At 61.7% G+C, this 14,058-nt stretch carries 14 protein-coding genes; 1 reads left to right on the top strand and 13 read right to left on the bottom strand.

Annotated elements, in window-relative coordinates:
• Positions 1-11: 11 nt before the first annotated feature.
• The 13 genes from AEP_RS12650 to AEP_RS12585 all read right to left on the bottom strand — a co-directional run bounded on the left by AEP_RS12650 (position 12) and on the right by AEP_RS12585 (position 13,431).
• Positions 12-1,292 (bottom strand): ABC transporter substrate-binding protein, encoded by a 1,281-nt coding sequence (locus tag AEP_RS12650; protein ID WP_087495703.1) that lies wholly within the window; start codon positions 1,290-1,292, stop codon positions 12-14.
• A gap of 73 nt (positions 1,293-1,365) precedes the next feature.
• Positions 1,366-2,397, bottom strand: a complete 1,032-nt coding sequence (locus tag AEP_RS12645) for an ABC transporter ATP-binding protein (RefSeq protein WP_087497328.1) — start codon at positions 2,395-2,397, stop codon at positions 1,366-1,368.
• 219 nt (positions 2,398-2,616) lie between these two features.
• Entirely contained in the window at positions 2,617-2,808 is a 192-nt protein-coding gene (locus AEP_RS12640; RefSeq protein WP_087495702.1) for a YgaP family membrane protein, read from the bottom strand.
• Positions 2,809-2,890: 82 nt separating this feature from the next.
• Positions 2,891-3,082 carry a YgaP family membrane protein gene (locus AEP_RS12635; RefSeq protein ID WP_087495701.1) on the bottom strand — a complete coding sequence of 64 codons (192 nt, stop codon included), beginning with the start codon at positions 3,080-3,082 and terminating at the stop codon, positions 2,891-2,893.
• Positions 3,083-3,175: 93 nt separating this feature from the next.
• Positions 3,176-3,823: a Crp/Fnr family transcriptional regulator gene (locus AEP_RS12630; RefSeq protein ID WP_087495700.1), complete on the bottom strand. Its 648-nt coding sequence runs from the start codon at positions 3,821-3,823 to the stop codon at positions 3,176-3,178.
• 43 nt (positions 3,824-3,866) lie between these two features.
• Complete coding sequence (locus tag AEP_RS12625) at positions 3,867-5,147, bottom strand: biosynthetic peptidoglycan transglycosylase (RefSeq protein ID WP_087495699.1); 1,281 nt, start codon at positions 5,145-5,147, stop codon at positions 3,867-3,869.
• Positions 5,148-5,175: 28 nt separating this feature from the next.
• On the bottom strand, positions 5,176-5,733 hold the full coding sequence (locus AEP_RS12620; RefSeq protein WP_087495698.1) for a hypothetical protein: 558 nt from the start codon (positions 5,731-5,733) through the stop codon (positions 5,176-5,178).
• A complete protein-coding gene (gene xrtQ / locus AEP_RS12615) occupies positions 5,730-6,581 on the bottom strand; it encodes an exosortase Q (RefSeq protein WP_087495697.1) in 852 nt (283 codons plus the stop codon). The genes AEP_RS12620 and xrtQ overlap by 4 nt, the downstream gene beginning before the upstream one ends.
• A gap of 15 nt (positions 6,582-6,596) precedes the next feature.
• Positions 6,597-8,633: a VIT and vWA domain-containing protein gene (locus tag AEP_RS12610; protein WP_087497327.1), complete on the bottom strand. Its 2,037-nt coding sequence runs from the start codon at positions 8,631-8,633 to the stop codon at positions 6,597-6,599.
• Between the two features lie 1,827 nt (positions 8,634-10,460).
• Positions 10,461-11,927: a two-component system sensor histidine kinase CreC gene (gene creC, locus AEP_RS12600; protein ID WP_087495695.1), complete on the bottom strand. Its 1,467-nt coding sequence runs from the start codon at positions 11,925-11,927 to the stop codon at positions 10,461-10,463.
• Between the two features lie 78 nt (positions 11,928-12,005).
• Positions 12,006-12,740: a two-component system response regulator CreB gene (gene creB, locus AEP_RS12595; RefSeq protein ID WP_087495694.1), complete on the bottom strand. Its 735-nt coding sequence runs from the start codon at positions 12,738-12,740 to the stop codon at positions 12,006-12,008.
• Positions 12,741-12,803: 63 nt separating this feature from the next.
• Complete coding sequence (gene cueR / locus AEP_RS12590) at positions 12,804-13,250, bottom strand: Cu(I)-responsive transcriptional regulator (RefSeq protein WP_087495693.1); 447 nt, start codon at positions 13,248-13,250, stop codon at positions 12,804-12,806.
• On the bottom strand, positions 13,234-13,431 hold the full coding sequence (locus tag AEP_RS12585; protein WP_087495692.1) for a heavy-metal-associated domain-containing protein: 198 nt from the start codon (positions 13,429-13,431) through the stop codon (positions 13,234-13,236). Before AEP_RS12585 ends, cueR begins: the two co-directional genes overlap by 17 nt.
• A 145-nt stretch (positions 13,432-13,576) precedes the next feature.
• On the opposite strand from AEP_RS12585, the gene AEP_RS12580 reads away from it, so the two are divergent.
• Positions 13,577-14,032 (top strand): GNAT family N-acetyltransferase, encoded by a 456-nt coding sequence (locus tag AEP_RS12580; protein ID WP_232459824.1) that lies wholly within the window; start codon positions 13,577-13,579, stop codon positions 14,030-14,032.
• The last annotated feature ends 26 nt before the right edge of the window (positions 14,033-14,058 follow it).

Below are 14,058 nucleotides of genomic sequence, written 5' to 3'. Positions count from 1 at the left end.
ATGCAGGGCTATCAAGCAGCCACAAATTCATTCCACTTTTGGACCATGTAGGCGTTCTCGTCCATCACGGCGTTCCAGCAGGCGATGCCGCCCATGCGCTGTTCGTAGCTGCCGCCGTCGCGCACTTCGCCCTTCTTGGCCAGGACATCGCCGTTGGGGCTCTTGATGTCCTGGGTGGCAGGCTTGCCTTCCATCCAGTACGCCCACTCATAGGCTTCCATCTTGGCCTTGGCGGTTTCCAGCACGGCGCTGTAGTAGCCCTGGCGGTTGAGGTACGCACCTGCCCAGCCGTCCAGGAACCAGTTGATGAACTCGTAGGCGCCATCAAGCTTGCGGCCGGACAAGGTGGATGGAATACCGAAGCCGGAAGCCCAGGCGCGATAGCCCTCTTTGAGTGGCTGGAAGGTGCAAGCGATGCCCTTGGTGCGCACTGCGGTGACCGCGGGGCTCCACATGGACTGGATCACCACTTCGCCGGAAGCCATCAGGTTGACGGACTCGTTGAAGTCTTTCCACAGGCTGCGGAACTGACCTTGTTTTTTGGCTTCAATCAGGGTTTTGATCGTCAGATCAATTTCCTTCTTGGTCATGTTGCCCTTGTCGGGGTACTTGTAGATGCCCATGGCTTCCACGACCATGGCGGCGTCCATGATGCCGATGGAAGGAATGTTCAGGATGGCGGCTTTGCCCTTGAATTCGGGGTTCAGCAGTTCGGCCCACGAAGAGATGGGGCGCTTGATCAGGTCAGGACGGATGCCCAGCGTGTCGGCGTTGTACACGGTGGGAATAATGGACATGAACTGGGTCGGGCTCTTGGCGAACACTTTGCTCTTTTCGCCTTCCAGGAAGATGGTCTTCTTGGGGGCGGTGCCCTGGTCGCCCACGGCCTTGCCTGCCACCATGCCGGTAGTGAACAGGGTGGTGATCTTGTCTGCGTTTTTGATGCGCTTGGTGTCGATGCCCTTCAGGTTGCCGGTGGGCACGATGTTCTTCAGGGAGAAGTACTCGGTGTCAATCAGGTCGAAGCTGTTGGGCGCAGTCACGGCGCGCTTGGTCACGTCATCGGTGGTGACGGCCACGTACTGGATCTTGATGCCGGTGTCTTTTTCAAACTTTTCGCCAATGGCCTTGTCCTGGTTCACGGCGGTGCCCAAGTAACGCAGCACGATGGGTTCTGCAGAGTGCACTGCGGGGAACATGCCGGCGGCCAAGATGCCGGCGGTGCCTTTGAGCAAGCTGCGGCGCTGCACGGGGGCGGCGTTGGTGAGGGTGTCTTTCAGATCGTCAGCCATGGGAAAACTCCTTGAGGGTTGCGGAGGGGAGGATGAAAACTTCTTGCGAAGACGTTGGGGAAAATGGCCCCGCTCAGCGCGGGAGCGGATGCGCGGCCTCAGGAGCCCAACGCAGCTGCACGGTCTCGCCCACGGCATAGGGCCGCGCGGCAAATGTGGATTCAGACAACATCACCGAGATTTCGGCGGTGGTGGATGCAGTCACCGAGGTGCCGGGGTTCTGCAGGCCCAGCAGCACGTAGGTGCCCTGGTATTCCACGTCGGTGATCAGTGCCATCTTGGTATGGGGGGCATCAGGCACCGCCTGGTCGGCCGGCAGCACTTGCAGGTGGTCGGTGCGTACACCGACCTTGCCCTCGGGCGTCTCGATCACGTTGTGCCCGCCCATGAAGCGGGCCACGAACTCGCTGGCGGGCCGGTTGTACACCTCGTGCGGGCTGCCTACCTGTTCGATGACGCCGTGGTTCATTACCACCATGGTGTCGGCCAGGGCCATGGCCTCTTCCTGGCTGTGGGTGACGTGGATGAAGGTCAGTCCCAGCTCTTTTTGCCAGCGGCGCAGCTCGGCGCGCATCTGGATGCGCAAGAAGGGGTCGAGCGCAGAGAGCGGCTCATCCAGCAACAGCACACGGGGTTGGGTAATCAATGCCCGGGCCAATGCGACGCGCTGTTGTTGGCCACCCGAGAGCTCAGTCGGTTTGCGGTCTGCCAGGTGGCCCATGGCCACGCGCTCCAACAAGTCTTTGGCCTTGGCGTGGCGCTCGGCTTTGCCCACGCCCTTCATCTTGAGGCTGAAGGCCACGTTGTCCAGGGCGCTCAGATGCGGAAAGAGCGCAAAGCTCTGGAACATCATGGCCGTGCCGCGTTCGGCGGCGGGCAGGTCGGTGATGTTCCGGTTTTCCAGCAGGATGTCGCCGTCAGACGCTGACTCGTGCCCTGCAATCATGCGCAGCGTGGTGCTTTTGCCGCAGCCCGAAGGGCCGAGCAGGCAGCAGTAGCTGCCGCTGGCAATGCGCAGGTGGATGCTGTCCACAGCGGGCTTGCCCTGCGCGTAGCGCTTGGTCAGCCCGATGACTTCGATGGCGGCAGGTGCAGTGGCGTTCATGCCGGGGCTGTACGCAAACCGCATGCCAGCTTTGTACACAATGTTTTTAAAGGATTGTGTACAAAATGCACCGGCATTGTGCGGTGCAACACGCCAAAGCGCAAAACCGGTGCGCGCGGCTTTGGTGCAAACCGGAGAGCACTTCCCCGTTTTTAGTGAATCAAATCAGCCTCTAGCGCACGTGGAATATGCGCAAGCAGCTCCTGATTTCATAGCGTTTCAGGTTTTGGCAGGGCAGGTGCTGAATCCGAAGATGGCATACGACGGGCACCAGCCGATGAGCCCGGTGATCACCGGGGCAATGCCAACCCACCCCCACATGCCGATGATGTCGGTGGCCGCCAGCCCGATCAGCACGGCACCCAGCCAGATGCGGATAAGGCGTTCCCAGTTGCCGATGTTGGTGCGCATGCTGTGCTCCTGAAGCTGTATAGAGCTTGATTGGAGCGGTGGGCGCTACAGCCGTCGGTGCTGCGGCCCACACAGAGGCGGCTTAGTTTTTGACAGCGCAGGTGCTGAAGCCAAACATGGCATAGGGTGGGCACCAGCCCATCAGGCCGGTGGCCAAGGGCACAGCGCCCAGCCAACCCCACCAGCCCACGGTGCCGGTAGCTGCTAAAGCTGCGAGAACTGCGCCAGCGCCTATACGGATGATGCGGTCGATACCGCCGACATTTGCTTTCATGGAATCACTCCTTGGTTGTGTTGAAGTGATTGGACGCTCCGGTGCCAAGGAAGTATGTGACTTAGGTCACGCAGCCTTTGTTCAACTGCGCGCTCAGCCCCCGACGGCCAGTGCATGCAAAGCCTGGCTGTTGAGGATGTGAATGTGCTCCCGCCCTAGAGTGAGCCAGCCCTCCCGCTCAAAGCGGCGCAGTAGGCGTGTCACCATCTCGCGCACCGTGCCCAGCTCGTCGGCCAAGGCTTGGTGCGAGAGATGCAAGTCCTGCCCGCGCCCCAGCAGGGCGTTGGCGAGCCGCTGGTCCAGCTTCTGGAAGGCGACCGCATCTATCAGGCTGGTCAAGTCGGCCATGCGTTCGGCAAACAGGCCCAGCACCAGATTGCGGAAGGCAGGCACGCCCAGCCACTCTTCAAATTGCGAGGGCGGAATCATTAAGAGCGTGCAGGCTTGGGTGCTTACTCCCTGAGCGCCCAGGGGAAGCCCGCGAAACAGGCTGGCACTGCTGACCAGGCACAGCTCGCCCGGCCGAACCCGGTACAGCTCCAGGCTGCGCCCGTCCTCTGCATGGCAGGCCACTTGTACCTCTCCCGCGAGCACCAGTGGAAAACCCTGGCAGGGCGCGCCTTGCGCAAACAGTTGCGTACCGGCCGGTACCGATACCGCTTGGGCTTGCAGCGCGGTCAGCGCCGGGCCCAGCGGTTCCAGTGTGGGATACAGGGTGAGCAGGTCGGTGTGCATTGTCATGCATCATATCGCCCCCCAGCGCTTATGGAATATGCGCGAGCAGCTACTGTTTTGATAGTGTTGTAGAGCCGCTGATACCGGAATTCACCGGCCCCATCGCGGTGAGCTCGTTCAGCAGCCGGGCGCGTTTAGCCCGGTGTAGCGGCCGCAAGCCCGCCGCCACCCACTTCGCGCGTTCGAGGTTGATGCTGCCGCGCGCCTTCCAGCGCTGGGCTTCTAAGGCGGGGTTATGCAGCATGGCGGCCAGCCAGACGGCTTGCGCAGCGGTGAGCTGGTCGGCCCGTTTGCCAAAGTAGGTGTGGGCCGCGGCTTGCGCGCCACACACGGTGGCGCCCCAGGGTGCGTGGTCCAGGTAGAGGCGCAGGATGCGGGCTTTACCCAATGTCTGCTCCATTTCCACCGCGTAGAGCAGTTCACGCAGTTTGCGCACGGGGGAGCGTTCGCCACCCGTGACCAGCAGCTTGGCCACTTGCTGCGAGAGCGTGCTCGCTCCCCTTAGCGTTGCGTCCTCGGCTTGGTTGCTGTGCAGGGCCTGCGTCATCTCGGCCAAGTCGTATCCCGAGTGTTCATAAAAGCGCTGGTCTTCGGCGGCAATCACGGCGCGGGCCAGCAGGCTGTCCGCCCCCAAGTGACTGGCGGGCAGCCCGCGCCCGCAGGTGCTTTGGGCCAAGCCCCACGTCTCGGTGCCCAGGCCACTGACCGTCATGGCCTGCAGGCGGGGTTGGACGGTGAGTTTTTTGGCCGGTAACTCCAGTGTGGCTTGTACTGCCACAGTGCCGTCAATCTGTGCGTAAGCCAGCTCGGGAATGGCGGCAGCAAACAGGGCGTAGGCATCGCGCACTGGGGTTTCAGGCAGCGTGATGTGCAGGTTCAGCCCTTTGGGCCGCAAGGTGCCGTGCCACAGGGCGTTAACGGCGCCGCTGCTGAGCGTGCCTTTGAGCTCGGTGGCGTTGCGCTGCACGGTCATGCGGGCATCGGCCAAGCGCACGGGTTCAGTGCCCCAGCTGCTGCTGCGCACCACGCAGGGCTTGCAGTGCAGCGCCAGTTCGTGGCGCGTCGCGTCCCATGTCACATGCACGTCACCCATGCGGGTGGGGAGTGTGCGGCCATGCAGCTGCTGCGCAATCCACGGGGTGGTGCCCCATTGGATGAGGGCAGCCACGCCCACCTCCAGCTTGATCGGGCCGGCGTGCACGGTGGTTGACCAGTCACCGGGAGCGGGACGCAGCACAGCGCGTGCGCCCATCAGCATTGCAAACAGAGCCAACATAAGAATCAGGGCCGCAATCGCGGTGATGCGTAGAGCGCGAAACAGTGTGCGCATGGTGTTGTCGGGAGTGGAGGGGTGTGTTTCAGAGCGGCGTGGCCACCGTGATGGCCTTCCACGGGCCGGTGGACTGCCCGGCAGCCGATGCCCAGTACCAGGCGGACGTATCGGTAAAGCCCTGACCTTGCGCGTCTTCAATGCGTTCACACACGCGCACCGCGCGGCCACCGCGTTCGGCAATAAAGCAGCGCCAGCGGGTCTTGTCGGTGTGTTCTTCCAGTTGTTCGTTGCGGATGCGGTAGCCCAGGCCGCGGTAGCAGTCGGTGGCGGGGTGCAGCATGCGGGTGGGCTGGGTCACGGTGCGCAGCACCAGCACCTGGCGGCCATCGGTCAGGCGCGCCAGCGTGCCGGGGAAGTGGCGTGCAAAGCGAAGCTCCACCTCGCTGAGTGCCAGAGGGCGCAACGGCGTGCCTTGCCACTCGGTGGGCAGCTCGGCACTCTGGGTGGGTGTGCCTACCTCTGGCGTTGCTGAGTGATCCACGATGGTTTGACCCAGGCTCCACAGAGCACACAGGGGCAGCAGGGTGGTCCACAGCGTTTTGTGCAGCACGCGGTTCATAAAGTGGTTACTTAACAAGTTCATGATGAGGCGCGATCCGCAGTCATGGTGCGGCCCATGGCCCAGGCAATGCCACCGCATACCGCCGCCAGCACCAGCAGGCCTACCGCGTCATGTCCCCAAGCGGGCAGATGGGTGCCCGAGGCTTGGGCCGCCACCAGCACGGTGTTGCGCGCCACATTGCCGAGCAACACCAGTGCCCCCACGACGGGCAGACGCAGCAGAAAAGTCTTGTTGGCTTGACGGGTTGCCAATGCCACCACACAGGCGGTGAAATATCCCAGCCACGCCATCTGCACGCCCGAGCAGGGTGCATCCACGATGATGAGCTGGCCATTCACCACCAGGCTGCTGCCCGTGCGTTCCACGGTGTGGGCGATGGACAGCAAGCAGCGGCTAGCTTCGGCCGTGACCACGCGCAGCGGAAAGCCCGCATAGAACTGCAGCGAGGCCAAAAGCGGCAACGAAAGCACGGACAGTCCCAGCACCGGTGCGGTGGCAACACGCGCCGGCAGAAAGGCGATGAGCCCCGCGGCCACCGACAACAGGCCGATGAGCGCCACCACCAAGTCCGGCAACTGCTGGTGCACTGCAGTGGTCAGCACAGCGCCTGTGAGTGCGGTTATTTGAAAACCCAGGCGCGGTGTGGGGCTCAGGTGGTGGCGGTGCTGCCACAGCAGCCCGGCCAGAGCCGCCAGAGCCAGTAGCCCCAGCGGGTCATCCGAGCCATCCACCATGCGCTGGCCCATCCACCACCAGGTGGGCCACAGCGCCAAGGCCAGCAGGGCCAGCCAGCGCCATTCGGGTGCGGTATCGATGGCGATGCCGAAGCGCACGAAGCGGGGCATGTGAAGCAGGCGAGGCAGTGCCATGGCCGATCTTTCTGTTTAGCTTGTGTAGTGGTGAGCGCGGCGGCGGCGATATGCCAGCATGGCTAGCACCGCCAGCGTCATCAACATCGCGCCCCAGGTGGCAGGCTCGGGCGTACTGGGCACTTCAGCACCCAAGGCAGAGTTCTCCACACCTTGTGGCAAGGGCGAAGGCTGGTTCACGCTGGGGGTGTCGGCGGGCGCCTTGTTGCGCACGACTTGGTCTACGGCCAGGAAGCTGGTGTACTGGGTCAGCAGGCTGTACTTCAGGCCCAGGTCGGTGATGGCGTCCTTTGCGGCGCTGCCGCCTTCCAGGGCCTCCTGGTCGCTGAGTGCAGCAATACGGTGACGGGCCCACAGGTGGCGCAGGGCGGCGGTATCCGTCGCGTTGGTGGCATGGATGGGCATGCTGAAGTGCAGCGGGCCACTGGCGGAGTTGCCGTCCACGATCAACGTGCCCTTGGCCTCACCCTTCCATTTGCCAAACACGATGAGCGGGCGCTGGGCCAGCAGGTCGGGCAGCTGGCGCGGTTCCACGTCGTACACGTCCAGGCCTTCAAAACGCACCTTCACATGGGTGAGCACGGGGGAGTCAATCATTTTGCGGAAGCGGGCGGCTTGTTCGGCGGCCTCGGCGGGTTTGGTGATGATGAAGGGTTCGCCCATGCCCGCACGGGCCAGGCCTTCCATGAGGTGGCGGTTTACGCTGGAGCCGATGCCGAACGAAAACACGTTGGCACTCGACAGGTTGTTGCGCACCAGCTCAAAGGCTTCGCGCTCTACGGTCACATAGCCGTCGGTCACCACCACCACGGTGCGCGACACATCGGCAGCTTTGGGTTGCGCGTACGCGCGCTTGAGTGCCGGGATCAGCTCGGTGCTGCCACCGCCGCCCTCTCTGTCGATGGTGCGGATGGCCTGGTCAATATTGGCTTTGGTGGCGGGCACCGAGGTGGGGTTCAAGAAGCTGTTGCTGCCCGAAAACAGCAGCACATTGAAGGTGTCGCTGGGGCGCAGGCCGCCAATCAGCTCGCGCAACACGCCCTTGGCCGTGTCCAGCGGAAAGCCGTGCATGGAGCCCGAAATATCAACCACAAAGATGTACTCACGCGGCGTGATGGCTGTGGCGGCCGGGGCCTTGGGTGGCTCCACCATGGCGAGGAAGAAGTTCTCGTCCTGGCCCTTGTAGAGCATCACACCGGTCTCGATCTTGTCGCCGGCCAGGCGGTAGTTCAGGATGAAGTCGCGGTTGTTGGTGGGCTCGGCGGTGGGGTTCAGGCCCACCACGGTGGCGCCGCCCTGCTCGGTGTAGCTGCTGATGGTGTGCGAGCTGGAGCGCACCTCTTTCACGCCAATGGGCGTGTTGAGCGATACGTGGATATCAAATGCGGGGGCTGCGGCGCTGGTGGGCGTGTTCTGACCCTTCGGCATGATGGGCTGGGCCACCCAGGTGGCGTTGGCTTGGCCGCTCTGCGGGCTGTTGTAGCGCGGGCCCACGACGGTTGGGAAGACGAACTGGTAATTCCCATCGGTGGGCAGCAGCAGCTCGGTGTAGCGCAGCTCTACCTTCACATCGTCGCCGGGCATGATGTTGGCCACATTCATCTGGAACACATTGGGCAGGTGCTGCTCCAGCAGCGCGGCGGTCTTGCCCTCTTGCTTGGCCGCGTCGTATTCGATCTTGGCCTGCTGCTTCTCGCGGATCTTGGCGGTGATCAGGCGGTCCGCCAGGCGCACATTCATGCCATGCACCGCGGCGCGCGTGGAGCCGGGGAATACGTACTTGGCCTCGATGGCACGCTGGCCTTCATTTTTGTAGGTCTGCACCACGGTCACGTCGGCAATCACGCCGCTGACCTTCACATTCACCTGGGTGGACTTGAGCGGCAGTTGGTCCACGCCTGGGTTGTCGCTTTTGACGAAGAAATAGGGGCTCTCGGTCTTTTGGCGAGGTGCGGCATCGCGGTCTTGCGCGTGGGCCGGGGGGCTGATGGCCAGCGCCACAAAGCAGGCGGCAGAGAGTGTGGTGGTGGCCAGCCAGAGCCAGCGCGACATACGCGCCGGCGGCTCAGTGGTGGCAGGTGGGGCCGCGTGGGCGGCAGCGGGATGGGTGGCAAATGCCATGGAGCTTCTCCAGTCGGCGTGCGGTATTGCACGGTGAGGAGAGCATCCCGCCGGGGGGAGAAGTCAGTTTGAAGCGGTTAGGGGCTTGTGTGAAGTCTGTGTGAAAACGGGGTGAAGGGCGTGTCGATGGTCTTCGATAGGCTGGTAGCCGCCATACATGGCGCTCCCAAGCAGTCATCAACTTTGCCTATGTACTGACCGAAACTACGCACACAATTTAGACGAAAGTCAGGTTTGTATCCAGCGACTAATCGTATTCACATCCGTTCGCCCTGAGTCGTAATGACTCAGCTTGCGATTTGGCTGCGACTAGTCTTTTGTTGCAGCCAGAGGGAAGTGAATGAATTAATGAGTCATCGTTCAATTCAGATGGACACGCATCTGAATTGTCCGCCTCACCCTTACCATTCTTGTAGTTGCACGCTGTCACGTCGAAAGGGTTAGCTGAGTTGGGTATCCACCAGCGTACGGGCGCTCCTTTATGTATTTCCGTAATGCCAGCATTCAACGAATTACTTCCAATTTGCAGCCAAATTGATTGACATCCTGAGTACTCAGGCGTGATGTCACTTCTTCGAGGGAAGACCCGAAGTTCCATGCCATGATTGGCTTCTTCACCAGCATTTGCCGGAGGTTCAGAAAGCCCGCAATTCACTCCTTCGGGCTTCATGGGCCCCCCCGCAAATGCACTGACGGCAACCCACAACAATAACAAGCAAGCAATCTGTTTCATTTATTGGAGTCTATGTGACTAAACCCACCTAGGGCTTGGTCGGCTCTGCTTACGACCAACTTAGCGGCAAACATGAAATCTACGACAGCTTGCTGAAAGGCACCCAGATTGGCTTCCAGTCATCTACATTTTGGAGCCGACAGCTCTCTTTGCGAAGCCGAGGCACCAACAGGCTGAAAGCGGTCTTCAATCAAGTGAGACATCCGGGCATAAACCAAACGTCACTTTCCGCCAGTTACTGAGAGCTCCAGCACTTCGGTTGCCGAATCCACAAAAAACCGAGTTCCATCCGTAAACTCCAATATGACCTCAGCTGGTCTGTGGCGAATCACACGAGCAACTACTTTCCCATGCAGCATCTCAGATGCACGTTCCGCTTGTTCCGCGAGTTTCATAACTTCATTTGGACTAAGTGGAAGTCGGTTCATTGCTGCTATCTTGAGATTAAATCAAAGGCCGTTGATCGATGACCGCTTCCACTGCAAAGCTTAGGCGCCAACAGGCTGATAACGGCCCTTTGGAGCGCTTGATGCAAATCATTAACGCTTTAGCTATGCAAAAGGCGATTGGGTAGCGTCGCTTGCTAATTTGTATAGAGTCTTTCTAGCAAAGGCAAATACAACGAACCAAAGGCAGACCCACCGAAGAACCAGCAAAGTCCGCGGATCCCGACTTGTCGAAAAGCTTTCCAATACTCCGCGCTGAATGTGTCACGTATTCCGAACTTAAACCATTGCGGCCCCGCTACAAAAAGAACACAAGGTGCTAAGAGGAAAACCAGTGCAGCGAGAAAAAACTCCGCAGTGTTTGTAGTAGCGCCCGGCGCCTGATGTTCAGCCCACATTACGTAAGTGCTCATACCCATAACTGTCCAGGCGCCAGTTAGCGCTGCAGTGACTTTCGTAGCAATGATTTGCATGCTAATAACAGTATGTTCGTCGCGGACCCTGCAGGTTAATCGGGCCGCAATTGTTTAAATGTTGATGAGTGACCGCTTCCGCTGCAAAGCGGACCTAGCTGTAAACCTATTCCATTCTTCGCGGCAACCAAAGGACCGCGCATGCACCCGGGCCTTCCGCCTCTGGCTTATTGCCCAATTCCACCTTCCCCCGGTGCAACGAAGCAATCTCCTTCACAAAGCTCAGTCCCAACCCCGTGCTCTTCTTCTTGGAGTGCGGCCGGGCCAGAGAATAGAACTTCTCAAATACCTTGTCCTGCGCGTAGCCGGGGATGCCGGGGCCTTGGTCGCGCACGGTGATCTGGGCCCAGCGGCCTTGGACTTGCAGGCCCAGTTCGATGTGGCCGCCCTCGGGGGAAAAGTCCAGCGCGTTGTCCAGCAGGTTGCTGACCGCGCGGCGCAGTAGGAAGGGGTCAGCCTCTACCGTCACGTCTTCGCTGGCGGCCACTGTGATGCGGCAGCCGCGCTGAGTAGCCACGCCGTGGGATGCGTGTGCCAATTCGTCCAGCAGTGGCAGCAAGGCAACGGGTTGTACGGTGTCCAACACGCGGCGGGTTTCCAGTGCGGTGAGCTCCATCATGCGGTCCACCATCTCCTGGATGCGCTGGGTCTCGCGCTGGATGTTGGTGAGGAAGCGTTGGCGTTGGGCTTCCTCCATGGGCTCCTGCAGCAGCTCGGCCGCGCCGCGGATGGCGGACAGCGGGCTTTTCACCTCGTGTGTGAGCGTTTGCACATAGTCGGCCACGTAGTTGCGCCCGGCCAGCGCGTCGCGCATCTCGTCGTAGGCGGCCCGCATCAGGTCCCAGGCGCGGCGCAGCAGACGGCCTGGGTGGAAGCCTTGCTGCGCCTTGACGTAGCGCGCGTAGTCGGCAATCAGGCCAAAGGGCCGCACCAGCCACATGGACACCATGACGGCCAACACCAGCACGGCTAGCACCGAGATGAGGCCTGCATAGAGCGTGCGGCTGCGCGCGGCAGCCACAAACTGGCCGAAGGTTTGAACTGGCTTGCCCACGGTGACCGCGCCGATGATTTCGCTGCTGCCCTCGCCCTGCGTATTGCTGGTCCAGCGCACGGGGGCAGCCATGTACATGACAGCGGAGTTGGGGTCGCCGGGAATATCCAGCGAGGTACGGGCGCCGTATTCGCCCTTGAGCGTGAGCTGCACGTCGCGCCACTGCGAGAAGTCTTTGCCCTGCGACTGGCCGGTGGAGTCAAACAGCACGAGGCCGTTGCGGTCTGTGACGTAGGCGCGCAGCTCCACTTTGGTTTTGTTGACACTGAAAATCTGCGCGCTGAACTCGCGGGCGTAGGCAGATTTGAACAGGCTGTCCAGGCGCGCGGTGTCGATGGCGCCATCGCGCACGTCTTGTTCGATGAGGGTGGCGAGCAGCTGGGAGGTTTCTACCAGCGACTCTTCGGCCGACTCGCGGTAGCGCGGGTCCAGGTCGCTGACTACGCGGTACAGCACGGCGGCCATGCCGATTGCATAAATCAGCAGCAGCCCGAAGAAGATGCGACTTCTTTTAGACATGGGGCCCCCACGCTCCACCGCTGCGCGGGTTGCTGCCCCCCAAGGGGGCGCTCGCGCCTAGGGGCGGCCCGTCGGCGTTCATGTCGGTGTTTCCGGCAGTTCTTCGCTCAGCGCGTAGCCGCTGCCGCGCAGGGTGCGGATGGGGTCGTGGCCGGGGGCCACGAGTTTGAGTTTGGCGCGCAGGGTTTTGATGTGGGCATCTACCGTACGGTCAAAGCTGTCGTTGTCGCCACCCCAGACCTGCAGCAGCAGTTCGTCGCGCGTGAACACGCGGCCGGGCTTTTGCACCAGCAGGCGCAGCACGCCGTATTCATAGCGGGACAGCTCCAGCACCTTGCCGTAGAAGCGGATTTGGCGGCGCTCTTCGTCCAAGGCCCAGATGGCGGGAGTGTTGGCGGGTGCTGTCACAGCAGGTGCAGCAGTGGCCACGGGCCGTGCACTGCGGCGCAGGATGGTGCGCACGCGGGCCACCAGCTCGCGGGGCGAAAAGGGCTTGGCGATGTAGTCGTCGGCGCCCAACTCGAGGCCCACCACGCGGTCGATCTCGTCGCTGCGCGCGGTCAGGAACAGCATGGGCACCTGCTTGCCACCGGGCAGGGCCTGCAGGCGGCGGAAAAGCTCAAATCCGTTCAAGTCGGGCAGGCCCACATCCAGTACGGCCAGTGCGGGCAGCTCGGCGCTGAATTGCGCAATGGCGTCTTCGGCAGTGCTGGCCCACACAGGCGCAAAGCCGTCGGTGGACAGGACGTACTGCAGCGTGTCGGCAATGCCGGACTCGTCTTCAACAATGAGGATGCGCGGTTTCAGGGCCATGGGTGGCATTGTGACGTAAAAATGGCCCCTAGCGCCCGTCGAATGTGCGCGAGCAGCTATCAATTACGTAGCAGTGCGCTTGTCGCCCGCCAAGTCATCGAGGATGGGGCAGTCCGGCCGGTCGTCGCCGTGGCAGCAGTGCAGCAGGGTGGAGAGGGTGCGCTGCATGGCCTGCATGGCGGCGATGCGCTCACTCAGTTCGTCCATGTGCTTTTGGGCGATTTTCTTGACGTTGGCACTGGCGCGACGCTTGTTTTGCCACAGGCCCACCAGCTCGCCGATCTCGGCCATCGAAAAGCCCAGGTCGCGGCAGCGCTTGATGAAGCGCAGGGTGTGCACATCGGCTGCGCTGTACAGCCGGTAGCCGCTGTCCGTGCGCGTGACCTTGCCCAGCAGACCCAGCGACTCATAGTGCCGCAGCATCTTGGCGGACACACCGCTTTGCCGGGCCGCCTCGCCAATGTTGACCGGTTGGCTGGACTCTTCGGACGGCTTAGGCTGCGACGGCATAGCCTTCTTCGGCGATCGCCTTGGCCAGGGTTTCGCGTGTTTGGGTGGATTCGACTTCCACCAAGTTGGCGCTGCGGTCGATCTTCACTTGGGCTTGGGGGTCCGCGTCCTGGATGGCGCGGGTGACAGCCTTCTCGCAATGGCCGCAGGTCATGCCGGTGACGGTAAAGGTTTGGTTCATGGAGACTCCTGAAGGGTAGATAAATGCATTGTGAACCTTGCCATGGTGGGAGGGTCAAGCGCCTGTGTCAGTGGCCTGCCGCTCTTTGGGCAAACAAAATTGCACGTAAGCTTGTTTTCCTATGGGTTGAATTGGGGAGGTTCACTTGGACATCAGCAAAGCCACGGTAGAAGACGCTCCGGCCATCAGCCGCCTGATCGGTAGCGTGGCCCGCTTCTTTACTTTGCAGCCGGACGGCGCGGGTGCGGAAGATTTTCTGAAGACGATTTCGCCCGACGCTGTAGCCGGCTACCTGGCGGATCCGCGTTTCACTTACTTCAAGGCGGTCGACAACGACGCGCTGGCGGGCGTGGTGGCAGTGCGCGATGGCAGTCACCTGTACCACCTGTTTGTGGACGTGTCATTCCAGCGCCGGGGCTTGAGCCGCTTGCTGTGGGACCATGCCCGTGCAGCGGTGGGCGAGGCGAACCCCGGCTACTTCACGGTCAACTCCACGCCTTATGCGCAGCAGGTGTACGAGCGTTTCGGGTTTGTGGCCACCGGACCCCGGGTGGAGACAAAAGGCATTGCTTTTGTGCCCATGCGTTGGGTAGCCGCTTGACCTTCCCTGCATGGCAAGGCCTAAGC

The organism is Curvibacter sp. AEP1-3 (assembly GCF_002163715.1).
Classification (GTDB): Bacteria; Pseudomonadota; Gammaproteobacteria; order Burkholderiales; family Burkholderiaceae_C; genus Allorhodoferax.
Note: the sequence above shows the minus strand (reverse complement) of the source record. Positions and strands in the feature narration are given on the sequence as shown.

Coding starts and splice junctions, on each gene's coding strand:
- AEP_RS12650 (WP_087495703.1), bottom strand. CDS start 1,292: ATGGCTGACGATCTGAAAGACACCCTCACCAACGCCGCCCCCGTGCAG.
- AEP_RS12645 (WP_087497328.1), bottom strand. CDS start 2,397: ATGAACGCCACTGCACCTGCCGCCATCGAAGTCATCGGGCTGACCAAG.
- AEP_RS12640 (WP_087495702.1), bottom strand. CDS start 2,808: ATGCGCACCAACATCGGCAACTGGGAACGCCTTATCCGCATCTGGCTG.
- AEP_RS12635 (WP_087495701.1), bottom strand. CDS start 3,082: ATGAAAGCAAATGTCGGCGGTATCGACCGCATCATCCGTATAGGCGCT.
- AEP_RS12630 (WP_087495700.1), bottom strand. CDS start 3,823: ATGACAATGCACACCGACCTGCTCACCCTGTATCCCACACTGGAACCG.
- AEP_RS12625 (WP_087495699.1), bottom strand. CDS start 5,147: ATGCGCACACTGTTTCGCGCTCTACGCATCACCGCGATTGCGGCCCTG.
- AEP_RS12620 (WP_087495698.1), bottom strand. CDS start 5,733: ATGAACTTGTTAAGTAACCACTTTATGAACCGCGTGCTGCACAAAACG.
- xrtQ (WP_087495697.1), bottom strand. CDS start 6,581: ATGGCACTGCCTCGCCTGCTTCACATGCCCCGCTTCGTGCGCTTCGGC.
- AEP_RS12610 (WP_087497327.1), bottom strand. CDS start 8,633: ATGTCGCGCTGGCTCTGGCTGGCCACCACCACACTCTCTGCCGCCTGC.
- creC (WP_087495695.1), bottom strand. CDS start 11,927: ATGTCTAAAAGAAGTCGCATCTTCTTCGGGCTGCTGCTGATTTATGCA.
- creB (WP_087495694.1), bottom strand. CDS start 12,740: ATGGCCCTGAAACCGCGCATCCTCATTGTTGAAGACGAGTCCGGCATT.
- cueR (WP_087495693.1), bottom strand. CDS start 13,250: ATGCCGTCGCAGCCTAAGCCGTCCGAAGAGTCCAGCCAACCGGTCAAC.
- AEP_RS12585 (WP_087495692.1), bottom strand. CDS start 13,431: ATGAACCAAACCTTTACCGTCACCGGCATGACCTGCGGCCATTGCGAG.